A 25,628-nucleotide genomic window follows, 5' to 3' on the forward strand; every position below is an offset into this window, starting at 1 on the left:
ACGCCGGTTCTTCAGTGGTAGCGGGGACAGGATTTGAACCTGCGACCTCTGGGTTATGAGCCCAGCGAGCTACCGAGCTGCTCCACCCCGCGTTGCATGAACAAAGTTACACGAGCGAACGAACGGATTGCAAATCGCCCGGAAAGCGTCCGACTAGCAACCTTTCAGCACCACTCGAGTCACATCCGTTACCTGAATGTTATGACGCTCGTCACATTTCGGGCGAAATCTGTAACGCTGCCGAGACCTGAAACTTCGGGGACGACCTGGGAAAACAGCGGTCGTTCGTCCCAGCATTTGGACGCCCGTCACAGAAAATCGACCCGTGACCATTCCGTGATCACCGCGTACGTTCGTTGCCAGCCCGAAACTACCGGGCAACGCCGACCCGCCGCAGCTCGACCTGCCCCCGCGGGATTCGGAATCCCGACACCTCGAGGGGCAGGGACGAGGACAGATCGACCACCGGGTCGGCACACCAGCCGTTACCGCACCACCACCACCTCGTCAGCAGGCGCGGAGAGGAAACAACCACATGACCAATTCCAGCATCGTCAAGCGGACCATGGGCGCAATCGCACTCACCGGAGCAGTCATCGGAGTGCCGCTCGGCCTGAGCACCGGCACCGCATCGGCCGCTTCCGGAGACTGGGACGCCGTCGCAGCGTGCGAGAGCAGCGGCAACTGGGGCGCCGACACCGGAAACGGCTTCTCGGGCGGTCTGCAGTTCACCGACAGCACCTGGGCAGCGAACGGCGGCTCCGGCTCGCCGGCCAACGCATCGCGCGAGGAGCAGATCCGCGTCGCCGAGAACGTCCTGGCAACCCAGGGACCCGGCGCCTGGCCGGTCTGCGGACAGTACCTCTGATCCGCACTTTGCTCGAAGTGCCCCGCGCGCAGCACGACTGCGCGCGGGGCACTCCTGAATAGCGAGTCCTCGTCTTACACCACCGGGACCCGTTTTCCTGCCATTTCGACGTGAGCCGCTGCACAAAATCGTGGTGATCCCCACCACATAACAGCAGGGTAACGAATAGACGCCGAAACGATATCGAGACACTCTGACCTGCAAAGACAGCGATAATTCGCCGTCGCAGCCGGACAGCTGTCCACCATTTTCGCCAGGTGAACTGCGGGCAAAGCTCCCGTACGGTCGCTCTCGGCCCGAAACAACCGGGCGAAAGCCGGCCCGCCGCTGCTAGCTCTGCCCCGCGGGTTCGGAATCCCCGAAACCTTCGAGGGGCAGGGACGCGGCACAGACTCGCAGCCCGGCGTGACGACGCGAACGTCGTCGCCCGCAGGCCGGCCACGCCAGCAAGCGCGGAGAGGATTGACCCCGCATGACCAATCACAGCATCAGCAAGCGTGCCCTCGGCTGGATCGCCGTCACCGGAGCCGTCGTCGCCGTCCCGCTCGGACTGAGCACCGGCACCGCCTCCGCCGCTTCCCACAACTGGGACGGCGTCGCCCAGTGCGAGAGCGGCGGCAACTGGGGAATCAACACCGGAAACGGCTACTACGGCGGCCTGCAGTTCTCGCAGAGCACCTGGGAGGCCAACGGCGGCACCGGCTCGGCATCGAACGCCAGCAAGGCCGAGCAGGTCCGCGTCGCCGAGAATGTTCTCGCGACCCAGGGCCAGGGTGCATGGCCGGTGTGCGGTCAGTACCTGTCCACCGGTGGCGGCGACGTCGCCGAGGCTCCGGCCCCCGCCCCGGAGCCCACCCCGGCCCCAGCCCCCGCCGCTCCGGCTCAGGTTCAGGCACCCGCCCCGGTCCAGCCCGCCGCACAGCAGGCGCTCGACGCCGCGCGTCAGGTCGCCGAGCAGAACGGCTACGGACAGCAGTTCCAGCAGCTGGTGGACACCAACCCGCAGCTGGTCGACGCACTGCGCTGATCTTTTGCTCATACGACGAGGCCCTGTCATCCGGTTCGGATGACAGGGCCTCGTTCTCGTTGTGGCCGAGACGCCGCTACTTCGGGATCGCCTCGTACGCGGCGACCGCCTTCTGGACGCGAGCGAGCGCTGCGCCGTAGGCCGCGAAGTCACCGCTGCGCTGCGCCGACGTCAACGCGTCGAGGGATGCGTCCAACTCCGCCACGGCCGCCGAGACATCCGTGCCGGACGGCGGTGTCGCCGGAGCGGTGGGCGCCGGTGCCGCACCCTGATCGACGGGCGGCGTGGTGCCGGTCTCCGGGGGCGTCCCTTCTTCCGCACTGGGTGCCGTCGCCACCGAACCCGTGCCGGCGCCGAACACCTGGTCGAGCGCCTGCGCCAACGTCGGGGCGTACCCGACACGCACACTGTTACTCGGCGGTGGCTCGCGGTAGCTCACCAGCACTCGGGACAGCTGCGGGAACGTCGACGTGTTCGGGCCCGTCGAACTTCGCTCCGTATACATCGGTTCGACATAGAGGATGCCGCCGTCCGCGATCGGCAAGGTCAGCAGGTTGCCGTACTGAATCTTGTTCGATCTCTCGAGCAGGGTTCTCTCCGACGCCACCCGGGGATCCGAGATCATCGAGTTCTGGGTCTGCTGCGGACCCTGGGTCTGCGTGTCCGTCGGCAACTGAAGCACGGTGAACTTGCCGTAATTCTCCGGATCCGACTTCACCGACAGATATGCGGACAGGAACTCGCGACTGTAACCCACCATCGCACTGGTCAGATTGAACGACGGTTTCCCGGTCTCGGGATCACCGACCAGCACGTAGTACGGCGGCTGGTTCGCGCTCGTGTCGATCGTGGGATCGCTCGGAACCGACCAGAACGCGTTGTTGGTGAAGAACTCCTTCGGATCGTCCACGTGGTACTTGGCGAGCATCTCGCGCTGCACCTTGAACAGGTCCTCGGGATAGCGGAAGTGCGCACGCAGTTCGTCGGGAATCGAATCCGCCGGCTGAACCGCATCCGGGAAGACACCCATCCACGCATCGAGCACCGGATCGTTCTGGTCCACCTGGTAGAGCTTCACGGTGCCGTCGTACGCGTCGACGGTGGCCTTCACCGAGTTGCGGATGTAGGACACCTCCTTACGGGGCAGCAGGCGGCCGGTGTTCTGGTCGATGCTGTCCTCGACGAGTCCGTCGAGCGAACTGCGCTGGGCGTACGGGTAGTCCTGCAACGTGGTGTAGGCGTCCACGATCCACACGACCTTGCCGTCGACGACGGCCGGGTACGAGTCGCCGTCCGCGGTCAGCCACGGGGCGACGTGCGTGACCCGGTCCCGCGGGTCCCGGTTGTAGATGATCTTGGAATCCGAACCGATGGCACCGGAGAACAGGATGTTGCGCTCGGTGTACTTGGCCGCGAACGCCAGCCGGTTGAACCAGTTGCCGATCGGCACACCACCGGAACCGGTGTACGTGTAGCGCGAGGTGTCGGTGTCGTACTCGCGCGGGTCCGAACCCTCGGATCCGCCGACGATCGCGTAGTCGGCGTCCGTGTCGGCGATGACCTCGCCGTAGTAGATGCGCGGCTGCTCGACCGGAATGACCTGATTACCCGCCTCCTGCGAGGCGATGTCGCTGACCATGTAGACGGGGTAACCGCTGTTGCTGTTGGCGGCTTCCTCCGCGGACTCGCCGGCAGCGGCGTTCACCCGATTCGCGGGGGCTGCGACCAGTCCGTTGCCGTGCGTGTAGACGGTGTGCTTGTTGATCCAGTCCGTCTGGTTACCCGTCAGGCTCTTGGACGACAACTCGCGGGCCGCGACGATGTAGTCACGCAACTGCCCGTCGATGTCGTACCGGTCGATGTCGAGCGTCGGCGGGAAGCCGTAGAAGTTCTTCAACTGCTGCTGCTGGGTGAACGTCCGCGACAGGATGTTCGGATCGAGCAGTCGCGTGTTCTCGATGGTCATGACGTCGGCGGGCACGTCCCGCGGCGGCTTCGTGCCGTACCCCTGATAGTCCTGGTACTCGACCTTGTCGTCGGTGATGCCGTACGCCTGCCGCGTGGCGGCGATGTTCCGCTCGATGTACGCGCTCTCCTTGTCGGCGGCGTTGGGACGCACCGAGAACTGCTCGACCACGAGCGGCCATACGGCGCCGACCAGGATCGAGGAGAGCACGAGAAGCGCTGTCGCCATTGCGGGAATCCGCAGATCGCGGAGGAAGATCGCCGCGAAGAACGCGCCCGCGCAGATGACCGCGATGGCCAGCAAGATCAACTTCGCCTGCAGCACCGCATTCATGTCGGTGTAGCTACCACCGGTGAACGTGGGTTCCTTGCGGCTGCTCGACAGCAGCGAGTAACGGTCGAACCAGTACGCGACGGCCTTGAGAAGAATGAACGTTCCCGCGAGCACCGCCAACTGGACGCGCGCCGCATTGGTCAGTGCCCCGCCCCGGCCCGCCAGCTTCAGCCCGCCGAAGATGTAGTGCGTCACCAGGCTCGCGAAGAACGCCAGCAGAACCGCGACGAACAGCCAGTTGAGGACGAAACGGTAGAACGGCAGATCGAACGTGTAGAAGCCGACGTCGAGGCCGAATTCGGGATCGGCGACGCCGAACGCGCCGCCGTTGACGAACAACTGCACCGTCACCCAGCTGGACTGGGCGATCAGCCCGGCGAGCAGTCCCACCGCGATCGGAATGGCCAGGCCGAACAAGCGCAGCCGAGTCATCACCGTGGTCCGGTACCGCGCCACCGGATCGTTGGGACCCGACACCGGGACGAACACCGGCCGCGAACGGTAGGCGAGCAGCAGTGCCAGCCAGACGATTCCGCCGACCACGACCCCGACTACGAGGAAGAGGAGCAGACGGGTGACGAGGACCGTGGTGAACACACCACGGAATCCGACCTCACCGAACCACAACCAGTCCGTGTAGGTGCTGATGAGCCGAGGGCCCACCAGCAACAGGGCAGCGACGACAAGCGCCAGCACCAGCAGCACTCGGCTGCGTTTGGACAACGACGGTAAACCTGCGGGGGGCCGCATGCCCACGTGCCACACTCCAAGAACTCGGCGACGCTGTCGCGCCGCGATCAACTGCACCGTTCGTTCGTCCACACCCGAACAGCACGGGCGTGACCGTTTCGTCCCACTCTACGTAACAACCGAGAGATGCGGCCGTCGGTCCTGTTCCGGGGGTGCGAAGATGGGTCTCGTGAGTGAAGAGAATGTGAACCGAGAGACGGACGCCCTCGCCCGCTGTGTGCGCGAGGTGGTCGAATTCGTCGATGCCGGAGGGTGGGATCAGCCGCCCCAGATGTTCGCACTCGTCCCGACCGAACTGCTCGCGGCCGCCGAACCGAGCCTGCTCGACCAACTCGCCGACGGCGCGGAATTGACCCCGGTGGAACAGGATCCGTTCCCCGACGACATCGACGGCGGGTCGCGCGCACTCGACGAATTCCTCGCCACCACCAGCTGGCCGGAGTCCGTGGTGGGGTGCGCACTCGTTCAGGAGATCGTCGTTCTGCCGCCCGAGGCGGAGTCCGATCTCGACGACGCGCTCGTCCCCCTGCTGTCCGATCGCGACGCCGCCGACGACGCCGCGCGGGCCGCGGCCGAGTCGCATCCCGACCGCCGGTCCGCCCGGTTGATCGCCGCCGTGCTGCGCGACGGACCGTCGTTGTGCCTGATGCAGTTGCGCCCCGACGAGGACGCCGACCCGTACGCAGGGATCGAACTACTCACCTACGACGATCTGGCACCGAACCTCATCAGCGCGTTGTACGCCACCCTCGACGCGACCGAGGAGGACTGACCGCTCAGCAGTGCGGCGCGTCCGCTCCGGTATTGATGGCCTCGAGCGCATCGACGGCTCCGTCGAGGTTCTCGACCTTCACCAGCCGGAGCCCGTCGGGCGCACCCTGGCGTGCCTCGTCGCAGTTCTTCGCCGGCACGAGGAACGTCTCGGCGCCCGCCTCCTCCGCGGCGATCAACTTGTACTTGATGCCGCCGATGGGGCCGACGTCGCCGTCGGAGTCGATCGTGCCGGTGCCGGCCACGAACTTGCCGCCGTTGAGTTCGCCCGGGCTGAGTTTGTCGATCACGGCGAGGGTGAACATGAGCCCTGCCGAGGGGCCGCCCACGTCGGCGAGGTTGAAGTCGATCGTGAACGGGACGTCCGGGATCTCCTCGGGAGTGATCCCCAGGTAGCCCTTGGACTCGTCGTCCGGGCGTGCGCCGAGCGCCACCCGCACCGTCGTCTCGGCGCCGTCGCGCCGGATCACGATCGGCACCTCCGTGTTCGGGGGCACATCGGCCACCGCCTCCTGCACGCCACCGACCGTCGACACCGGCTTTCCGTCGACACTCACCAACACGTCGCCCTCGCGCAGCAGTCCCTGGGAGGGGCCGTCCTCACCGACCTTGGCGATCCGCAGGTTGACCGGCTTGCCCAGGAAGTGGAGTGCCGCGAGTTCCGCGCTGTCCTCCGACTGCTGGAAGTCGGCGTCGTTCTCCTGCTTGACCTCGTCCTTCGACTTGTCCGGCGGGTAGACCTCCTCGCGGGGGACGATGCCCTGGCGCCCACTGGCCCACAATCCGAACGCTTCGAACACGTTGAGGTCGTCGCGCACCGCGACCGTCGTCATGTTGAGGTGGCCGGTGGTGTCGTCGACCTCCGTTCCCTCGATGGCGACGACTTCCTCACCACCTACTTCGCCGAGTGTGTTGAACGTGGGTCCCGGCCCGAGGGCCACGTACGGCACCGTGATCACCGTGCCGAGAATTCCGAGTACCACGATCGGGGCCAGCGCAGCCAGAAGCGTCACGATCCGTCGATTCACCTGGACCAGCGTAGAGCGCGAACCCGCGGACACGACTGTCGGCCGTCCGCGTGTTCGCCGTCAGCGTGACGAGGTGGACAGCCACGGAACCATGCGCCTTGTACCGTTGAGTCATGAGCAATCCGCCCTTCGGCTTCTCCAAACCCGACGACGATCCCGATCGTGACAAGAACACGGGGGATCAGAACGGGCCCGACCGCGACAAGAACGCGGGCGGTTCCGGCGACTTCGGTTTCGGGGCGGGTGGTTTCCCCGCCGGGGGCTTCGACCCGGCCTCCCTCGGCCAGATGCTGACCCAGTTCGGCCAGATGCTGAGCGGGATGGGCACGTCGATGGGGTCCGGTGAGCATAGCGGCCCGGTCAACTACGAGATCGCGAAGAAACTCGCGCGCCAGCAGATGGGGTCGGTCGCGCCCATCACCCAGGGCAACTCCGAGGCGATCGCCGATGCCTCACGGCTCGCGGAACTGTGGCTCGACGCCGCGACGACGCTGCCGGCGGGCGCGACGAAGACCGTCGCGTGGACGCCCAACGACTGGCTCGACAACACCCTCGACACCTGGAAACGGCTGTGCGACCCGGTCGCGGAGAAGGTGTCCGGCATGTGGGTGCAGGGGCTGCCCGAGGAAGCGCAGCAGATGGCCGGCCCGATGATCGGCATGATGAGCCAGATGGGTGGCCTCGCGTTCGGCTCCCAGCTCGGCCAGGCCCTGGGCCAGTTGTCGAAGGAGGTGCTCACCTCCACCGACATCGGTCTCCCCCTCGGTCCGGCAGGCACGGGCGCACTGCTTCCCGCCGCGGTGGAGCGGTTCAGCAAGGGGCTCGAACAGCCCGACCGCGAGATCCTCGTGTTCCTCGCCGCGCGGGAGGCCGCCTACCAGCGCCTGTACAGCCACGTCCCGTGGCTGCGTCAGCGTCTCCTCGCCACCGTCGAGGAATACGCCCGCGGCATCACGATGGATTTCTCGGCCATCGAGGACATGGCGAAGGGACTCGACCCGTCCGCGCTGACCGATCCGTCGCAGCTCGAGAACATCCTGCAGCAGGGCGCATTCGAACCCCAGACCACACCCGAGCAGAAGCAGGCCCTCGAGCGACTAGAGACACTGCTCGCCCTCATCGAGGGCTGGGTCGAGGTCGTCGTCGCGTCGGCACTGAACGACCGACTCCCCGGCGTCGCCGCCCTCAGCGAGACGCTGCGCCGCAGGCGTGCGACCGGCGGACCCGCCGAACAGACGTTCGCGACGCTCGTCGGACTCGAACTGCGTCCCCGCAAGGTCCGGGAGGCCGCGCAGCTGTGGACTCGCCTCACGTCCGAGTCGACCATCGACGCCCGTGACGGCGTATGGGCCCACCCAGACCTGCTGCCCGACTCGTCCGATCTCGACAGCCCGGATGCGTTCGTCGAACGTGTGCTCGGACGCGGCGACGGCGGCGATTTCGACAATCCGATGGCACAACTGGAGGCAACCGAGGCCCGCGAGCGGGCCGAGGAGGCCGAGCGCGGCAAGTCCGGCAAGGACGACGACCCCGAGTCCTGACCTTCTGACCCCACCAATTTTTCGATAGTGGGAAATCCACAGGTCGAAGCACGTTTCGGCCTGTGGACAACCCGCGTTTTCGGCGCTGATGCCGGGTCGTGGCCTGCGATCCTCAGCGTGTGACCATCCAGCCCACGCGACACGTCGGTGTCACTCTCGATCCCAGGATCGCCGTACTCGTCCGCCCCGACGGGCGCCTGCAGTTCGGCTGGGATCCCGAGCGCGCTCTCGTACTCGCCCCGCCTCCCGGGGTCCGGACCGAGCAACTCCTCGCCGTCGTCCGACTGCTCGACGGCAAGAACTCGCGGCCGCACATCCTGTGGACTGCCGTCGGGTACGGCATTGCGCCCACGGACGTGTCGAAGCTTCTCGGCGACCTCGACCGGGCAGGTCTGATCGATGTCGCCGGGACATCCCCCGTCGCGGACACGATCACGATCCGCGTGCACGGGCGCGGCCCGCTGTCGGATGCGGTGTCGGCCGGGCTCACGGACGGCGGCATCCGGGTATCCCGCTCCTTCCGCTATTCCGCCGACAGCGACGTCCGGCGGTGGAACGCCCTGTGCGTCGTGCTCGCGGACGATCTGGTGGCGGAACCTCGGCTCGTCGCGGATCTGGTCCAGAACGGGACACCGCACCTGCAGGTCCGGCTGCGTGACGGCCGCGGTGTCGTCGGCCCTCTCGTGCTCCCGGGCAACACCAGTTGCCTGCGGTGCGCCGATCTCCTCCGCGCCGCGTACGACGAGGACTGGCCGCACCTGTCCGCTCAGCTCCTCGGGACGGTCGGGCACGCGAGCCCCGCCGTGATCATGGCCACGGCCGCAGTCGCCCTCGGCCAGCTCGAGGCCGTCTTGGCCGCGCCGCGAGGCGCGCCGCCCAGCAGCCTCGACGCGACGCTCGAGATCGATCTCGGGGCGCACCGGCTGGTGACCCGGCGCTGGCCGCGGCATGCGAGCTGCAGCTGCACGTACCTGGCACCCGCTGCGGGCGAATCGAACCGCCTTCGGTCATGATGCATGATGGTGGGGTGTCCGACATCCCCCGCAGGAGTTCCGCCCGCACCGCCAAACTCGCGAGCATCCCGTTGGGGATCGCGGGGCGTGCTGCGATGGGCTTCGGCCGGAAGCTGACCGGCGGCGACAAGGACGAGATCGACGCACAGCTGAGCGCCAAGGCCGCCGAGCAATTGTTCGCGGTCCTCGGCGAACTCAAGGGCGGCGCCATGAAACTCGGGCAGGCGCTCAGCGTCATGGAGGCGGCGATCCCCGAGGAGTTCGCGGAGCCCTACCGTGAATCGCTGAACAAGCTGCAGGCGCAGGCGCCTCCCCTGCCCGCGCGGGCCGTCCACAGAATGCTCGACCAGCAGCTGGGCACCAAGTGGCGTGACCGGTTCCAGTCGTTCGACGACACCCCGACCGCATCGGCCAGCATCGGCCAGGTACACCGCGCGGTCTGGGCCGACGGTCGCGACGTGGCCGTCAAGGTTCAGTACCCCGGCGCCGACGAAGCGCTGCGCGCCGACCTGAAGACGCTCGGCCGATTCGCGGGACTGTTCGCCTCAGTCATGCCCGGCGTCGACGTGCGCCCGGTCATCGACGAGTTCACGGCCCGCACCGAGGAAGAACTCGACTACCGGATCGAGGCGAACAATCAGCGCCGCTTCGCCAAGGTGTACGACGGGGATCCGCAGTTCGCGATTCCGCACGTGGTCGCCAGTGCCCCCAAGGTCGTGGTCACCGAATGGATGTCGGCGAAGCCGCTGTCGGCCATCATCGCCGACGGCACCCCCGAGGAACGCAACACCGCGGGTGCACTGCTCGCGGAGTTCCACTTCGCCTCCCCCACCCGCGTCGGCCTGCTTCACTGCGACCCGCATCCGGGTAACTTCATGCTGCACAGCGACGGCCGCCTCGGTGTCATCGATTTCGGTGCCGCCGCACCGTTTCCGCACGGGCTTCCCCCGGTGCTCGGGTCCATGGTCCGGCTGGCGCTCCACGAGCAGTTCGACGAACTGACGGAGTTGCTGCACGCCAACGGATTCGTCCTGCCCGGCCGAACGGTCACCGACAAGGAGATCGCGGACTACCTGCGTCCCGTCACCGACCCGATCCGCACCGAATCGTTCCACTTCACCCGCGCCTGGCTGCAGAAGGCCGCGGGTTCCGCGACCGACTTCAACAGTGCGCAGTTCCGGACGGCCCGGGCACTGAATCTGCCGGCGGAGTATCTGATGATCTTCCGGGTTCTCGTCGGCTCGGTGGGAATCTGCGCTCAGCTGGACGCATACGCGCCGTACATGGAGATCCTCACGCGGTGGCTCCCCGGCTTCGCCGACCCCGCCCCCGAGGACGAAGACACCGTCTGAGCCCGTAAACACAGAACGGGCGTTCGCCCGGACCACTCATGTGAGTGGCCGGGCGAACGCCCGAATTCTCCCGCCCCGTACCGGTTTCTACGCACAGACCAGAGTCTGTGTCTTGCGCGGACGTCCCCGGGGACGCTTGCGGGCGATCACGACGCCCTGGTCGAAGATCTCCCCACCCCACACGCCCCACGGCTCACCCCGATCGAGGGCCGCGTCGAGGCAGCGGGAGCGGATCGGGCAGGACGCGCACAGCGCCTTCGCCTGTTCCAGCTCGGTGGGAGAGTCCGCAAACCACAGGTCGGGATCATCGACCCGGCAGGGCAGGTCACCACGCGCGGACACTATCTGAACAAATCCGCTTGTGGCGGTTGAGGTTTCGGATACCCCTCGGCATGTCACGGTAGACACGTCCTTCTCCTCTGCTCTCATTGCGACGGTCAATCTCTTCGGTTCGATGAAGTGGGTGCGAACCAGAGCCGAGGCTGCGAGCGGGAAAAGAGCTCGAACTACAAAGGCCACGGTCCGCGATGCGGGTCCGTGGCCTTGAAAAGACGGTAGGAGTTGATCTACCGAGGAATTCCTCGACAACTCCGATACACGGACTCGACTGCTGCTGCGGGACGACGACGGGCTGCCGACCAGACAATCGCCGGTGCCGTTTCCGCCGCGTTCATGCCGAACAGCGCGGAGGCAGCAGCGACTGCCGTCTCATGTGCTTGGAACTTCGTCATTTCACTGCCACCTCCACTTCTTCTCGATCCGATGTGAACCACACGGGTCTCCCCGCGCACTGAAACCACAGTAGGCAATTCTCCAGAACCGCACAACCTATTTTTGACCTGCAGTGATGCGCGCTACCCCCTGCCGCGTGGGAGTCGTTCAGGGACTACCGCTTCCCTTGATCACACCGAGGACGTCCTCGCCGAACTGCTCGAGCTTCTTCGCACCGATCCCGGGGATCGCGACGAGCCCGCGATCGTCCTGCGGCCGCTGCTCGGCGAGAGCCGTCAACGTGTTGTCGCTGAACACCACGTACGCCGGGACCTTCAGCTCCCGCGACTTCTCGAGCCGCCACGACCGCAGCGATTCGAGCAGCTCCACGTCGACATTGGACGGGCAGCCCTCGCAACGACCGAGCATGGTCGCGGTCGTCCCGATCAGCTGTTTTCCGCACAGCCGGCACCGTGGACGCTTCTTGTTGCTCTTGACGGGCGCCGCGATCCGCGAGGCAGGTGAATCTTCGGGGATGAGTCCGTGCAGGAACCGCGAACGGCGCCGCGACTTGCGGCCCCCCTCGTTCCGGGACAGTGCCCACGACATCTGCAGGTGCTCCCGGGCGCGGGTCACGCCGACGTACAGCAACCGGCGCTCCTCCTCGACGGCCGCCTCGTCCGGTGCCGAGTTGGAGTCGCCGAGCACGTGCTGGATGGGCAGCGTTCCGTCGGTGAGCCCGACGAGGAACACGGCGTCCCACTCGAGCCCCTTGGCGGCGTGCAGGGACGCGAGTGTCACACCCTGCACGACGGGTGGATGCCGCGCCTCGGCCCGCAGACTCAGTTCGCGCAACAGCGCGTCGAGGGTCAACTCCGGATCCTGGGTCAGCTGTTCCTCGGTGAGCGCGACCAGCGCCGACAGCGACGACCACCGTTCGCGAGCCTGCGCACCCGCCGGTTCCGCGTCGGTCAGCCCCAGCGGAGCGAGGACGGCGCGGACGAGCGTGACCAGGTCGGCGCCGACCGCATCCGGCAGGTCGTCGCGACCTGCGGCCTGGCGCAGCGCCGCGACGGCCTGGCGCACCTCGGTGCGCGTGAAGAATCCCTCACCGCCCCGGACCTGATACGGGATGTCGAGTTTCGTCAGCGCCTGCTCATGTACCTCGGACTGGGCGTTGATCCGGTACAGGACCGCGATCTCCGCGGCCGGAGTGCCGGACGCGATGAGCCGCTTGATCGTGCGCGCCACCCCGGCGGCCTCGGCCGGCTCGTCGTCGAACTCGACGAAACTCGGCTCCGGCCCGGAGTCGCGTTGCCCGATCAGCTGCAGGCGGGTGCCCGCGATCCTGCCGCGGGCCGCTCCGATCACGCGGTTCGCCATAGACACGACCTCGGGAGTGGAACGGTAGTCGCGCTCGAGGCGGACGACGGTGGCCTCCGGGAACCGGCGCGAGAAGTCGAGCAGGTAGTTGGGTGTGGCGCCGGTGAACGAGTAGATGGTCTGGTTGGCGTCGCCGACGACGGTGAGGTCGTCCCGCTCCCCGAGCCAGGCGTCGAGGACCCGCTGCTGCAGCGGAGTGACGTCCTGGTACTCGTCCACGACGAAGCACCGGTACCGGTCGCGAAACTCCTCGGCGACAGCCGAATGCTCCTCGAGTGCCGCCGCCGTGTGGAGCAGGAGATCGTCGAAATCGAGGAGCATCCCGTCCTGGCCGCGGGCCTTGAGCTGCTCGTAGCCGTGATACACCTCGGCGACCTTCGCGGCGTCGACCGGCGCCTCCCGGCGTAACTTCGCCACCGCGCGCGGGTAGTCCTCCGGCGCGATCAGCGACGCCTTGGCCCATTCGATCTCGCTCGCCAGGTCGCGGACGCTCTCCGTGCTGGTGGACAGTCCGACCCGTCCGGCGGCGGACGACACGACCGCGAACTTGCGGTCCAGCAGCCGCCACTCTGTGTCGCCGATCACCTGCGGCCAGAAGTACCTCAGCTGCCGCAGCGCAGCGGCGTGGAACGTGCGCGCCTGAACCTGCGCTCCCCCGTCGCCGATCCCCAGGCTGCGCAGCCGGCCGCGCATCTCGCCTGCCGCGCGAGCCGTGAACGTCACCGCCAGCACCTGCCCCGCGGCGACGTGCCCACTGGCCACGAGGTGCGCGATACGCCGGGTGATGGTCCGGGTCTTCCCCGTTCCGGCCCCCGCCAGCACACACACCGGACCCCGGGGAGCGAGTACCGCTGCGGACTGTTCGGGATCGAGACCGGTACTCGTCACCTCTGCTGCGCCGGCTGCTGACATGGCGTCCATCATGACAGGGGCGACCGACACGGCGCGAAGCGGACGAACACCGCAGTGGGAACACACGACGGAGTCGTGGTGTTATATCCGCCGTGACTGCTACCGACACCCACGCCCTGACCATCTACTCCACCACCTGGTGCGGCTACTGCCGGCGCCTGAAGACGCAGCTGGACGAATCCGGCATCGGCTACGTGGAGATCGACATCGAGGACGATCCGGCATCGGCGGAGTTCGTCGGCAGCGTCAACGGCGGCAACCACGTCGTCCCCACCGTCAAGTTCGCCGACGGCAGCACCGCGACCAACCCGTCGTTGTCGCAGGTCAAGAAACTCCTCGGCGTCTAGGATTCCGTCGCTGCTCCCGCCCAGGACTCGATGATCCCGCGAGCGATGGAAATCGAGCCGGGGAGCAGCAGCGGGGCGTCGGTGTCCGACGCCCAGTCGCCGAGTTCGAGTGCCGTGCGCACCTCGTCCCGAGTGAACCACCGGGCCTCGGCGATCTCGCCGTCCGCGAACGTCAGCGGGGCGTCGGGATCGCCGACGGCCGCGAACCCGATCATCACCGAACGGGGAAACGGCCACGGCTGGCTGCCGAGGTAGCGCACCTCACGGACGTCGACACCCACTTCTTCCTTGATCTCCCGGACGACGCACGTTTCGAGCGATTCACCGGCCTCGACGAATCCGGCCAGGATCGAGAACCGCCGCGCCGGCCACGTGGGCTGCCGGGCCAGCAGGACGCGATCTCCGCCGTCGTGCACGAGGCAGATGACCGCCGGATCGGTGCGGGGAAATTCCTCGTGCCCGGTGCTCGTCGAGATCCGCGACCATCCCGACATCGTCGGCTCCGACGGCGCGCCGTCGAGCGCACTGAAGCCTGCGCTGTCGTGCCAGTTGAGCATCGCGAGCGCCCCGGTGAGTACCCCGGCGTCCGCGTCGTCCAGCGTCCCGCCCAGCATCCGGAGATCGGCCAGCTCGCCGGTCAGCGCCTGCACCCGCACCGCCCACACGTGCCGATCCTTGCGGATGCCGAGGAAGACCGCCCCCCGTTGCGGTTCGGGGCCGAGTTCGGTGGCGTCCGCGAACACCAGCCCGTTGTCGCCCACCCGCACCTGTCCGCGGTGATTGACGCGCAGTAGCAGCGCATCCCGCCAGCCCGCTCGCAGTGCGTCCGTGTCCGAACGCAATTCCTCGGCCCGCCCCACGGCGGAGCGGGACAGGAGCGGGGTGTCGTTCAGCCGGAATGCAGTCACGCCGTCGACAATACTGCCGATCAGTTGGCGACCCGACGGATGTACAGCAGTCGGTCGTTCTCCTCGATCGAATCGACCTCCGGCGAGCCGACCCGGATCAACCGCCCTTCCCGCACCACACCGAGCACGATGTCCGCGAGGTGACGCGGGGAGCCGCCGATCTCGTCCCGCTCCACGGGGCGTTCCGCGATCGCGAAACCGGCCTCCGGAGTCAGGAGGTCCTCCATCATCTCGACGACGCTCGGCGTCTTCGTGGCTATGCCGAGGAGCCGGCCGGCGGTCTCTGAGGACACGACGACCGAATCAGCGCCGGACTGCCGGAGCAGATGCGTGTTCTCGGATTCGCGGATCGCCGCGACGATCTTCGCCTTCGGTGCGATCTCGCGGGCCGTCAGCGTCACCAGCACCGCGGTGTCGTCACGGTTGGCCGCGACGATGATCGCCGACGCGTTCTGCGCGCCCGCCAACCGCAGCACGTCCGATTTGGTGGCGGACCCGTGGACCGTGACGAGGCCCTTGCTGGCCGCCGAGTCGAGCACCGCGTGGTCGGTGTCGACCACCACGATCTCCGACGGCGGAACGTCGTCGCCGAGCATCGCGTCGATCGCGGTGCGTCCCTTGGTTCCGTAGCCGATCACCACGGTGTGATTGCGCACGTGCTGCCTCCAACGCTGAATTTTGAACGCCTGCCGGGAGCTCTGCGTGAGCGCGGAGAGAGTCGTACCGACCAGGACGATGAGGAAGAAGATTCGAAGAGGCGTGATCAGGAGAACGTTGACGAGCCTCGCGGACGGTGTGAACGGCGTGATGTCGCCGTAGCCCGTCGTCGACAACGACACCGTCGCGTAGTAGATGCAGTCGAGCAGCGACAATTCGTTGTCCTGCACGTCGCGGTAGCCCGCCCGGTCGATGTACACGATGAGAACCGCCAACGCCAACGCCGCCAAGGCGATACCCACGCGACGGTAGATCGCCCGCGCCGGACTGGTCTGCAGCTCCGGAATCCGGAGTACACCCACCAACGCGAAGTCGGGCCGGTCGGTCAGGGTGTCCGACCTGCTCAATCTCTCACGCAGCCTACCGGCCATATGTTCGTCTCCACGTTGCACTGAACTCCGACATCGGCTGGCAGCCTAACCCCGATTGCCCCATCGGTGACACGTCGGAGCCTCGTTGTCGCGAACCGAGTTGTTCGGGCAAGCTCACGTCATGCAACGAGAGAGCCACACACCACGACCGAGCCAGAAGCCCGCACTCCGCCTTGCCGCGCTTCTGCTCGGCGCGGGCACGATGCACTTCGTCGCCCCCAAGTTCTTCGACTCCACGGTCCCCACCCAGCTTCCGGGCGATGCCCGGACCTACACGTACGTGTCGGGGGTCGCCGAGCTCGCCATCGGCACGGCGCTCGCCGTGCCGCGAACCCGCCGGCTCGGTGGCGGCCTCGCTGCTCTCCTGTTCGTCGCCGTCTTCCCCGCCAACGTCAACATGGCAGTGGACTGGGTGAAGAGCTCCAAGACGACGAACGTGCAGAAAGCCGGTGCGCTGCTGCGTCTTCCGTTGCAGATCCCGTTGGTCACCGAGTCACTGAAGGCTCGGCGTCGGGCCTGATCTCGTCGGCGGGAGAACCGGCGGAACGGAGCAGACGGGCGAGCGCGTCGGCGTCGGGCAGGTGATCCGGCGCGATCGTCCGTCCGGTCCGCACGTAGTGGAAGGCGGCGCGCACCCGCTCGATCGGAACGTCCATCAGTTCGGCCCACGCCAGCCGGTACGCGGCCAGCTGCATCACGACGGCCTTCTCGTTGGCCGCGCTCGGCTCGGCGCCGGTCTTCCAGTCGATCACCGTCCACCCGCCGTCGGGATCGGTGAACACCGCGTCGATCCGGCCGCGCAGCACCGTCCCCGCCACCGACGTCTCGAACGGCACCTCGACCTCGGTCGGGTTGCGGTCGGCCCAGGGCGAGCGCAGGAACGCGTCCTGCAGGGTCGCGAGGTCGGTGTCGGGGCCCGCGCCGGTGTCGGCGGCACCGGGTAGCTCGTCGAGGTCGAGCAGCCGGGTGGCCCCGAAGCGGCGCTCCACCCAGGCGTGGAACGCGGTACCGCGCCGCGCGAGCGGATTCGGCGGGTACGGCAGCGGACGCCTCAGCCGGGCGGCCAGGGCGTCCGGGTCGGCTTCGAGTTCGACGAGCTGGCTCACCGACAACTGACCGGGTAACACCACCTCGGTGCGGGCGTTCGCCCGCGCCTCCCGCTCGGCGAGAAGGGCGTCGACGTCGGCTGCCCAGTTCTCGGGATCGTCGTCCCCGCCTGCCGGTGCCGTCTCGCCTGCACTCTTCAGCGCCGCCACGACCAACGCCGCGCCGCGCTCGACCGACTCCCGTCGGAGCCCGAGCGGATCCCGCGGCCACGCAGCCGACTTGGGGGTACTGGTCAGCGGGTTCTGCTCGTCGGGTTCGGGTGCGGGCGCCCAGATGTCGACGATCCCGATTCCCTCGTGCTCCTCGTCGGTCACCGTGTCGCGCAGTTCGGTGAGGAACTCCGACGGACCCTTGGGCTCCGTTCCGGATTCTGCCCAGTGGTGACCCGACGCGAACAGCACCCGTTCGGTGCGGGTGAGTGCGACGTAGAACAGCCTGCGGTCCTCGTCGAGTTTGCGGGCCGCCAGCGCCGCCTTGTGCGCCTTCACGGCCTCCTCGAGGTCTTTCCGGTCGTACAGGTTCTCGAGCTCGAGAACGGGCACGCCGTCGGCCGACTCCCCCGGCCGCGCACGGTCTCCGCGCAGCGAGGGCGGCAGTTCACCGACGGCACCGAGCCAGGACCCGGACGCCGTCCGCGAGGGAAAGACGCCGGCCGTCAGGTGCGGTACCGCCACCACTTCCCACTCCAGCCCCTTGGCCGAGTGCACCGTCAGCACCTGGACGCGGTGCGGGTCCACCTCGACTTCGCCCGGAGCCAAACCCTTTTCGACCGATTCCGCGGCCGACAGAAAGGCGAGCAGTCCGGTGACGGTGGCCGACGTGCGGCTCGCGTACCCGGCGACGACGTCGGCGAAGGCGTCGAGATGTTCGCGGCCCGCACTCCCCCGCGCCGACCGACGCGTCCGGGCCTGTGCTTCGATGCCGATACCCAACACCCGTTCGACCTCGGCCACCAGCTCGGTGAGTGGCTGCCCGATCCGCTCACGCAGAGACGCCAACTCCGCCGCGACGGCGGTGATCCGTGCGTAACCGACCTGCGAATAGCGTTCGGCGGGACCGGGATCCGCCAGTGCATCCGCCAGGCCGGCCTGCTCCGCGTGCTCACCGGGCAGCGCCTCGCCGACGGCGTCGGCCAGAGCGGACGAATCGGTGACGGCGCCGGTGGTGCCGTAGCCGGTTCCGATGGCCAGTTCGGAGGCTCGCCGCGACAGCGCCGTCAGGTCGGCGGCCCCGATCTGCCATCTCGCCCCGGTCAGCATTCGCACGGCGGCACTGCCCGCCATCGGGTCGGCGACCACCCGGAGCATCGCGATCACGTCGGCCACCTCGGGGGTGTGGAGCAGTCCACCGAGACCGACCACTTCGACCGGCAGACCCCGGGACCGCAGCACCTCCGCGATCGGTGCGGCGTCGGCGTTGCGGCGGATCAGCACCGCGGCGGTCGGCGGGTCCTCGCCCCGGCTCGTGGCGTCCGCGTACTGTTCGGCGATGCGGTCGGCCACCCATTCGCGTTCCTGCACGACGTCACCGGTGAGGGCCAGCCGCACATCACCCGGGACGGCCTGCGGTCGCGCCCGCAGAGTGCTGACCGACACGCCCCGCTCACGCAGGGACGCCGACGCCATGTTGGCCAGCGCCAGTGCCTCCGGCGGGTTGCGCCAGCTCGTGAGCAGTTCCAGGGTCGGCGCCGGATCTCCGTTCGTCAGCGGGAAGTCCGTTGCGAAGCGGGGCAGGTTGGCCGCCGAGGCACCCCGCCAGCCGTAGATCGACTGCATGGGGTCGCCCACCGCGGTGAGCGCGAGTTCACCGTCGAGACCGCCGCCGAACAGGGACGACAGCAGCACCCGCTGCGAGTGTCCCGTGTCCTGGTACTCGTCGAGCAGCACCACCCGGAAGCGGGTGCGCTCGGCGAGTCCGACTTCGGGGTGGTCCGCGGCGACGCGTGCCGCGAGCGACATCTGGCTGCCGAAGTCGAGCGCACCTTCGCGGCGCAGCGTGTCCGCGAGACGCTGCACCAGGGGAAGGAGATCCACCCGCCGGTGCTGGGTGTCGAGGATGTCGAGCAGTTCCTTGCCGGGGCCGCCGCGCTGTCGCGGTCCGGCGGGCAGGGTGTGGACGAGCTTGTCGAGCTCGGTGTGCGCCTCTCGCAGATCGTCCGGTTCGACGAGGTGCTCGGCCAGCTGCCCGGACAACGCGAGTACGGCTTCGGTGACCGACGCCGGATTCCGGTCGGTGTCGAGGTCGCCGTCCCAGGAGCTGACCACCCGGTGCGCCAGCTGCCACAGTTCCGTCTCCGACAGGAGCGTCGCCGAGGGTTCGATGGGCAGCAGGAGCCCGTGCTCGGACAGCAGTCGCCCGGCGTAGGAGTGGTAGGTGCTGACTTCCGGTTCGCCCGCGAGGATCCGCGACCGCAGGTCGCCGCTCGGGTCGACCCTGCGGAGCAGGTCCGAACCCGCCAGCCGGGCAAGGCGTTTCCTGATCCGGGCGGTCAGCTGCTGCGCCGCCTTCCGGGTGAACGTCAGCCCCAGCACCGCCTCGGGGTCGACGACACCGTTGGCCACCAGCCACACGACGCGGGCCGCCATCGTCTCGGTCTTGCCCGCGCCCGCCCCCGCGACGACGAGGGTCGGGCCGAGGGGGGCCGCGATGACGGCGGCCTGCTCCGGGGTGGGTGGATGCTGCCCCAGGCCGATGGCGAGTTCCACCGGGTCGATACGGATGGTCATTCCGACGTCACCTGCCGTCCCTCGTCGTGCGCGGGGCAACTCGTGCGCACCGGGCAGTGCCGGCAACCGTCGTTGACGCGGGCGAGGAACCCCGGCCCCTTGGTGGCCGCCGCTGCCGCGTGGATCACCGCGAGCCACGTCTCGAGGTCCTCGTCCGACAGCGGTGCCTGCACCCGCTGGGTGGCGCCTTCCTTCTTGTGCGGTTTGGCGACGAAGACCAGCCGCGCCCCACCGGGTTTCGACGCCGGCTCCCCGTCGATCGCGCCGGTCGCCGCCGCCACCTGGTACGCCGCCAGCTGGGCGTGCTGCTGGGCGTCGTCCTTGGTGACCGGTGCGCGGGCGGTCTTCACGTCGACGATGACGGGCCTGCCCTCGGCATCGCGTTCGAGCCGGTCGATCCGCCCCCGCAACCGGATCGTCGGGGAACCCTCTTCCTGCGGTTCCAGGACACCGTCGACTGCCACCTCGACACCGACCTCGGTGAGTTCGGATCGGGTGTTCCCGAGCCAGGCGGTGAACGTGGCGAGCATGTCCCGGGTGCGGTCGAGTTCACGCCGCGAGTACCACTGAGATCCCAGATCGATCGAATCCCAGGCGTTCTCCAGTGCGCGTTCCACCTGATCGGGCGGGATGCGGCCGGCGAGCGCCTGCACCAGCGTGTGCACGAGCGTTCCGGCGATGGCGTGGGTGTTGTCGCCGTCCGTCCCGCCGTGGCGTTCGAGCAGCCACCGCAACGGGCACGTGTTGAGCAGGTCGATGGTGGACGGCGACAACGACACCGGTCCGTCCTCCTCGTTCCACAACGCCACGCCGGTGCTCGGTTCGGCGGTGCCGTACCACTGGTCCGGGTGTGCGCCGCGCACTCCGGCGTCGGCGAGCCGGGCGAGTTGCCGCGCCGCGCGGTCCTGCCGGGCGGGATCGGATTCCGCGACGTCCGGATCGCAGACCACGCTGCGCAATTCGGCGACGAGGGCAGGCAGGGCCAGGACCCGGGTCGCCGGATCCTCCGCCTGCACGACCGTCTCCTCGACGTCCGAATCCTGGTCTCCGGCGAGCAACTCGTCGACGAAACGGGAGTGAACGAGATCGGCGTCGCCGCTGGCCGAGTCGACCGCGGTGACGAGCAGGCTCCGCCTCGCCCGGCTGCACGCCACCAGGAACAGCCTGCGTTCCTCGGCGAGGAGCGGTGCGGTGCGCGACATCCGGTCGGCGGCCGTCTCGCTGCCGTCGGACACTCCGGCGGTCAGGTCGATCAGCGCCTCGGTGCCGAGTAGGCTGCCGCGCGCCCGCAGGCTCGGCCACAGCCCTTCCTGCACACCCGCGACCGCGACGACGTCCCATTCGCGGCCGGCAGCCGAGTGGGCGCTGAGCACCGAGACGGCATCGACCGGGACGGCGGAGACGTTCCGCGTGGTGGGAATGGCTTGCCCGGTGAGGTAGTCGACGAACCCGGCGAGCTGTGCACGCGGGAGGCGGTCGACGTAACTCGCCGCGGCGTCGAACAGGGCGACCACGGCGTCGAGGTCGCGGTCGGCCTGTGCCCCGATCGGACCTCCGCGGGCGGAAGCCGCCGACCAGCGGCGTTCGAGTCCGGTGGCCTGCCATGCCGCCCACAGCACGTCCTCGATGCCGCGCCCACGGTCCAGGGGCACCTTCGCCTTGCGCAGCACGGACAGCACCCGGTTCAGGGATGCCGCTTCGACGTCGGTCAGCTTGGCCGTGACCCTGCGGGTGCTGTCGGTCTCGCCCACCAGCACGAGACGGAGGAGCTCGGCCGAGTCGCGGTCGCCGCCGGACGCCAGCTCGGCGCGCCGCAGTCCCCGGCGAAGACGCCGGAGCGCCACGGGTTCTGCGCCGCCGACGGGGCCGGCGAGCAGGGCGAGTGCGTCCTCGCCCGTGAATTCCTGCCCCGACAGTGCCCGCAGCACCAGCATCAGTCCCGACACCCCGTGCTGACGGGCCAGCGGCAACTCGGACGCCGCGGTGGTGACGGGCACACCTGCACCCAGCAGGGCACGACGCAGCGGCGCCAGGGCGCGCGGCACCGAGCGCACGATCACCGCCATCTCCGACCACGGCACCTCGTCGAGGAGGTGGGCGCGACGCAGGGTGTCGGCGATGAGCGCAGCCTCCTTCGCCGCCGTGCTCAGGACCCGGACCGACGTCCGTCCGCCGTCCCGCGCCGGGCTCCAGATCCGATGCGGCAGATGCCCCGGAAGCCGGGACGTGATCCGGGCTGCCGTGGTCGCGACCTCCGCCGTACTGCGAAAGTTGACCGGCAGCAACACCTGCCGGGGATCACCCTTGTCGGCCAGTTCGGCGAGGAATGTCGGGTCGGCCCCGCGGAAGCCGTAGATCGACTGGTCCGGGTCGCCGGCGACGACCGTGGTGCGGGTACCGGTGCCGACGAGCCGGACGAGTTCCGCGGCCTGCGGATCGAGGTGCTGAGCGTCGTCGACGAGCAGGTGCCGCACCCGGGCCCGCTCCGTGCGCAGCAGGTCCGGGTCGGTGGCGAACGCGGTGAGGGCCGCACCGATCAGTTCGGCGGCGTCCAGCGCAGGCGCGGTGGCCTCGGGGGCCTCGACACCGACGGCTCCGCGTAGCAGCATGCCGTGCTCGTACCGGGCGGCGAACATTCCCGCCGCCACCCACTCGGGACGGGTGTGCCGCCGACCCAGTTTGATCAGGTCTTCGGGGCCGAGGCCGCGCTCGCTCGAGCGCAGCATGAGGTCGCGCAGTTCGACGGCGAAGCCGCCCAGTGCCAGTGCGGGACGCAGACGTTCGGGCCACATCTCGCCGCCGTCCGCGATGTCGCCGTGCAGCATCTCGCGCAGCACGGCGTCCTGCTCGGCGCCGGTGATGAGGCGCGGGGGCGGGTTTCCGTGGGCGGCGGCCTGCAGCCTCAGCACCGCGAAGGCGTAGGAGTGGACGGTGCGTACGAGCGGTTCACGCGTGGCACGGGGGCCGTGGTGTTCGTCGTGGCCGATGAGCGCGGCGGTGACCTCTTCGCGCACCCGGCCGGCCGCTCGCTTCGACTGCGTCAGCACCAGCACCGACTCCGGGTCTTCGCCACCGGCGATCCGGTCGACCGCGACGTCCACGAGAAGCGACGTCTTGCCCGTTCCCGGGCCGCCGAGCACCTGCCAGGGATTCCAGCCCATTCCGAGGGGCGGCGCGGTGAGGACCCGCTGCGTGGCGTCGTCCCACACCCGGGCCTCGCGGACCGGGTTCTGACGGTGCACGAGCCGGGCACGGGGAACCGACGTCCTGGTGCGCACCGCCGATTCCGTCATGGGTGGCATTCCACCAGAACGGTCCGACATCTCGTGCGGCGACCCGATCCGGCATCATGGGTCACGTGTCAGCACTGAATACGTACCTGTTCGGCGCCGAGGACGGCACGGAGATCCTCGCCCTGCACGGACTCACCGGTCACGGCAGACGGTGGGAGGCACTGGCCACCGACCAGCTGCCGGACGCCCGCTGGATCTCCCCGGACCTGCTCGGGCACGGCCGTTCCACGTGGGCGCCGCCGTGGAACCTCGAAGCCCACGTCGCGAGCCTCGTCGACACACTCGACGCGTATGCGCGGGGACCCGTCCTGGTGGTGGGCCACTCGTTCGGGTGCGCCCTGGCACTGCACCTGTCGCGCGCCGTCCCCGACCGCGTCCGGGGACTCGTGTTGCTCGATCCCGCGATCGGGCTCGATCCCGAGGTGATGCAGTCGGTGGCGGATCTCACCATCTCGTCCCCCGACTACACCGACATCGCGGAGGCTCGATCCGAGAAGGTGCACGGCTCGTGGGGTGAAGTGGCCCGCGACGTCCTCGAGAACGAGATCGCCGAACACCTGGTGCCGCTGGCGAACGGCCGGGTCAACTGGCGGCTGTCCACCCCCGCCGTCGTCACGGCGTGGGGCGAACTCGCACGCGAGGCCGTCCTGCCGCCCGCGCACCTGCCGACCGTCCTCGTGCAGGCGTCGAAGGTGCAGCCGCCGTATGTCACACCCGAATTCCGCAAGGCTCTCACCGACCATCTGGGCGACAACCTGACCGCCGTCGACCTCGACTGCGATCACATGGTGCCGCAGGCCCGGCCCGACGATGTCGCCGAGCTCGTCCGCACGCTCCTCTGATGGTCGCGTGATGGTCGCGACGACGGAGGAACAGGTCGAGGCGGTCCGCGCACTGGTCGCGTCGATTCCGCCCGGACGGGTGGCCACGTACGGCGACATCGCCTCGGCGGCAGGGCTGTCCAGTGCGCGGACGGTCGGCTGGATCATGCGCACCGACTCCGCCGATCTCCCCTGGCACCGGGTGCTGGGCGCGTCGGGACGACCGGCGCCGCATCTCGCGCACCGGCAGATCGCGAAGCTCGAACTCGAGGGTGTTCCCATCCGGGACGGCCGCGTGGATCTCGCGGCGGCCCGGCACCGGTTCGATCAGTCCGGCTGACGCCCCGCCCGCCTCAGCACGTGCTCGGCGCGGGATCACCGCGGAACCGGGCGTCCATCCAGTCCAGCCCCTGCGGCAGCCCCAGCGCCGCCGCCGACAGGTGGTCGGGGGTCGGAGTGAGCAGAGTCTGCACCGGAGTGCCCGCGTCGCAGTACCGCCGCAGGGTGGTGTCGATCGAATCGACCGGGATCAGTGCGTCCGTCGGGCTGTGCCATTCGAAGATCGGCGTGGTGGGCACGCCCGGATACAGCTCCAGGCTGTTCTCCTCCATCACCTTCCACGCTTCCGGATCGTCCATGAAGTTCTTGTTGTCGGTCATCTGTGATGCGCTGCGCCCGATTCCGAACAGCATGATCTCGTTGGTGCATCCGTTGCCGATCATCTGCTTCATCCAGCGGCCCTGATCGTTGAGCTGGCCGCTGACGTCGATGCGGTCCGGGTATTCGCGCTCCAGCCCCAGCGCGGCGGCCATCGCGAGACCGAACGCGGGGTGCGGGTTGGTGCCCAGGGCCTCCGCCATCTTCACCAGGTTCATCGGGGTTCCGCCCTCGGCGGCGCCGACGATGTTCAGTTCGGGGGCGTAGCTCGGTGCCAGCGCCGCCGCCCAGGCCGTGGCCATGCCGCCGCCGGAATATCCGCCCAGTCCGACCTTGCTGTTCTGCACCTGCAGTTCGGGGACTCGCTGGACGGCGCGGATGCCGTCGAGGGTGATCTGGCCACCGAGCTTCGCCGCGCCGTACGCCATCCTCGGTCCCAGATGGTCGGGCAGCGCCACTGCCCACCCGCGCGCGAGTGCGATGTTGAGTCCGGCGGCCTCGCGGATCTGGTGCAGGGGGTCGGTGGTGTAGAGCTCGGTGACGATCTTGCACTTGTTGCCGAGCGAATTGATGATGTGCTGGTACGACACCAGCGGGCCGTCCGGGACGTGGTTCGGGGGCAGCACGTACGTGGTGTTCGCCGCGATCGGCTTGCCCTCGGAGTCGGTGGTCCGGAACAGCAGCTCCCACATCGCGCTACCGGGGAAGTAGTACGACGGCGGCAGCTGGCGGATCTTCAGGACTTCGCCCGGAGCATGGTCGGCGACGTCCGCGGGCTGGATGTAGAAGGGGTCCGGGTCGGCGACGGGGAAGATGGCGTCGGCGGCGGGTGGGGACAGCAAGGGGGGCACCAGCAATGGTGGTTGTGCCGCGGAGGTACCTGCGCCCACGAGGGCGGCAGTCAGCGCGAGGACCGAGCCGAGTACAGCGGTGCCGAAGGATCTGCGGAACAACGAACCCATGACATACCCCACAATTCAGCGAGCGGGTCGACGGCATCACTATGCCAGAGCGTCGATAAAGATC

18 protein-coding genes, 1 tRNA gene and 1 pseudogene are annotated in these 25,628 nt (G+C 68.6%); 10 read left to right on the top strand and 10 right to left on the bottom strand.

Translation table 11 applies throughout. The features are described from left to right. Nucleotides 1-15 precede the first annotated feature (15 nt). Nucleotides 16-92, bottom strand: a tRNA-Met gene (locus tag HGB39_RS19905). Between the two features lie 443 nt (nt 93-535). Here HGB39_RS19905 and HGB39_RS19910 point away from each other — a divergent pair. Together HGB39_RS19910 and HGB39_RS19915 are read left to right on the top strand one after the other, a co-directional pair. Continuing rightward, nucleotides 536-865, top strand: a pseudogene (locus HGB39_RS19910) (transglycosylase family protein); the annotation flags it as partial. Between the two features lie 475 nt (nt 866-1,340). Beyond that, nucleotides 1,341-1,895, top strand: a complete 555-nt coding sequence (locus HGB39_RS19915) for a transglycosylase family protein (RefSeq protein WP_005240188.1) — start codon at nt 1,341-1,343, stop codon at nt 1,893-1,895. A gap of 76 nt (nt 1,896-1,971) precedes the next feature. On the opposite strand, the gene HGB39_RS19920 is transcribed toward HGB39_RS19915, so the two are convergent. After that, a complete protein-coding gene (locus HGB39_RS19920) occupies nt 1,972-4,950 on the bottom strand; it encodes a UPF0182 family protein (RefSeq protein ID WP_005564842.1) in 2,979 nt (992 codons plus the stop codon). Nucleotides 4,951-5,104: 154 nt separating this feature from the next. Here HGB39_RS19920 and HGB39_RS19925 point away from each other — a divergent pair, with 154 nt between their 5' ends. Beyond that, nucleotides 5,105-5,716: a PPA1309 family protein gene (locus HGB39_RS19925; protein WP_005564840.1), complete on the top strand. Its 612-nt coding sequence runs from the start codon at nt 5,105-5,107 to the stop codon at nt 5,714-5,716. A gap of 4 nt (nt 5,717-5,720) precedes the next feature. On the opposite strand, the gene HGB39_RS19930 is transcribed toward HGB39_RS19925, so the two are convergent. After that, nucleotides 5,721-6,743, bottom strand: coding sequence for a YlbL family protein (locus tag HGB39_RS19930; RefSeq protein WP_043788828.1), 1,023 nt, complete (start codon nt 6,741-6,743; stop codon nt 5,721-5,723). 113 nt (nt 6,744-6,856) lie between these two features. Between HGB39_RS19930 and HGB39_RS19935 the strand changes: the two genes are divergently transcribed. From HGB39_RS19935 to HGB39_RS19945, 3 genes are all read left to right on the top strand, one after another. Then, nucleotides 6,857-8,284, top strand: coding sequence for a zinc-dependent metalloprotease (locus tag HGB39_RS19935; RefSeq protein WP_005564836.1), 1,428 nt, complete (start codon nt 6,857-6,859; stop codon nt 8,282-8,284). 119 nt (nt 8,285-8,403) lie between these two features. Then, on the top strand, nt 8,404-9,297 hold the full coding sequence (locus tag HGB39_RS19940; protein WP_005564835.1) for a bacteriocin biosynthesis cyclodehydratase domain-containing protein: 894 nt from the start codon (nt 8,404-8,406) through the stop codon (nt 9,295-9,297). After that, a complete protein-coding gene (locus HGB39_RS19945) occupies nt 9,294-10,649 on the top strand; it encodes an ABC1 kinase family protein (protein WP_005564833.1) in 1,356 nt (451 codons plus the stop codon). The genes HGB39_RS19940 and HGB39_RS19945 overlap by 4 nt, the downstream gene beginning before the upstream one ends. Before the next feature lie 87 nt (nt 10,650-10,736). Here the strand turns inward: HGB39_RS19945 and HGB39_RS19950 are convergent, their stop codons facing one another. Both HGB39_RS19950 and HGB39_RS19955 read right to left on the bottom strand, forming a co-directional pair. After that, complete coding sequence (locus tag HGB39_RS19950; RefSeq protein WP_016883149.1) at nt 10,737-11,078, bottom strand: WhiB family transcriptional regulator; 342 nt, start codon at nt 11,076-11,078, stop codon at nt 10,737-10,739. 450 nt (nt 11,079-11,528) lie between these two features. Beyond that, a complete protein-coding gene (locus HGB39_RS19955) occupies nt 11,529-13,667 on the bottom strand; it encodes an ATP-dependent DNA helicase UvrD2 (protein WP_005564831.1) in 2,139 nt (712 codons plus the stop codon). An 80-nt stretch (nt 13,668-13,747) separates the two neighbouring features. Between HGB39_RS19955 and HGB39_RS19960 the strand changes: the two genes are divergently transcribed. Then, a complete protein-coding gene (locus HGB39_RS19960) occupies nt 13,748-14,002 on the top strand; it encodes a mycoredoxin (protein ID WP_005564830.1) in 255 nt (84 codons plus the stop codon). Here HGB39_RS19960 and nudC read toward each other — a convergent pair. Both nudC and HGB39_RS19970 read right to left on the bottom strand, forming a co-directional pair. Further along, entirely contained in the window at nt 13,999-14,910 is a 912-nt protein-coding gene (gene nudC / locus HGB39_RS19965; protein WP_005564828.1) for an NAD(+) diphosphatase, read from the bottom strand. The two genes, HGB39_RS19960 and nudC, sit on opposite strands and share 4 nt — an antisense overlap. A gap of 20 nt (nt 14,911-14,930) precedes the next feature. Further along, a complete protein-coding gene (locus tag HGB39_RS19970; RefSeq protein ID WP_005564826.1) occupies nt 14,931-15,998 on the bottom strand; it encodes a potassium channel family protein in 1,068 nt (355 codons plus the stop codon). Between the two features lie 121 nt (nt 15,999-16,119). Between HGB39_RS19970 and HGB39_RS19975 the strand changes: the two genes are divergently transcribed. Next, complete coding sequence (locus tag HGB39_RS19975; RefSeq protein WP_043788825.1) at nt 16,120-16,518, top strand: DoxX family protein; 399 nt, start codon at nt 16,120-16,122, stop codon at nt 16,516-16,518. Here the strand turns inward: HGB39_RS19975 and HGB39_RS19980 are convergent. Together HGB39_RS19980 and HGB39_RS19985 are read right to left on the bottom strand one after the other, a co-directional pair. Beyond that, the gene (locus tag HGB39_RS19980; RefSeq protein WP_005564823.1) at nt 16,484-19,831 is read right to left on the bottom strand and encodes an ATP-dependent helicase; all 3,348 of its coding nucleotides are present in this window, start codon (nt 19,829-19,831) and stop codon (nt 16,484-16,486) included. The genes HGB39_RS19975 and HGB39_RS19980 overlap by 35 nt on opposite strands. Then, nucleotides 19,828-23,124 carry an ATP-dependent helicase gene (locus HGB39_RS19985; protein WP_005564821.1) on the bottom strand — a complete coding sequence of 1,099 codons (3,297 nt, stop codon included), beginning with the start codon at nt 23,122-23,124 and terminating at the stop codon, nt 19,828-19,830. The genes HGB39_RS19980 and HGB39_RS19985 overlap by 4 nt, the downstream gene beginning before the upstream one ends. A gap of 56 nt (nt 23,125-23,180) precedes the next feature. Between HGB39_RS19985 and HGB39_RS19990 the strand changes: the two genes are divergently transcribed. Both HGB39_RS19990 and HGB39_RS19995 read left to right on the top strand, forming a co-directional pair. Then, nucleotides 23,181-23,966 carry an alpha/beta fold hydrolase gene (locus tag HGB39_RS19990; RefSeq protein ID WP_064080768.1) on the top strand — a complete coding sequence of 262 codons (786 nt, stop codon included), beginning with the start codon at nt 23,181-23,183 and terminating at the stop codon, nt 23,964-23,966. A 10-nt stretch (nt 23,967-23,976) separates the two neighbouring features. Beyond that, a complete protein-coding gene (locus tag HGB39_RS19995) occupies nt 23,977-24,285 on the top strand; it encodes an MGMT family protein (RefSeq protein WP_005564818.1) in 309 nt (102 codons plus the stop codon). A 13-nt stretch (nt 24,286-24,298) separates the two neighbouring features. Here HGB39_RS19995 and HGB39_RS20000 read toward each other — a convergent pair whose 3' ends face one another. Further along, nucleotides 24,299-25,564, bottom strand: coding sequence for a lipase family protein (locus tag HGB39_RS20000; RefSeq protein WP_005564816.1), 1,266 nt, complete (start codon nt 25,562-25,564; stop codon nt 24,299-24,301). Nucleotides 25,565-25,628 lie beyond the last annotated feature (64 nt).

Source organism: Rhodococcus opacus (assembly GCF_012396235.1).
Lineage (GTDB): Bacteria > Actinomycetota > Actinomycetes > Mycobacteriales > Mycobacteriaceae > Rhodococcus_F > Rhodococcus_F opacus.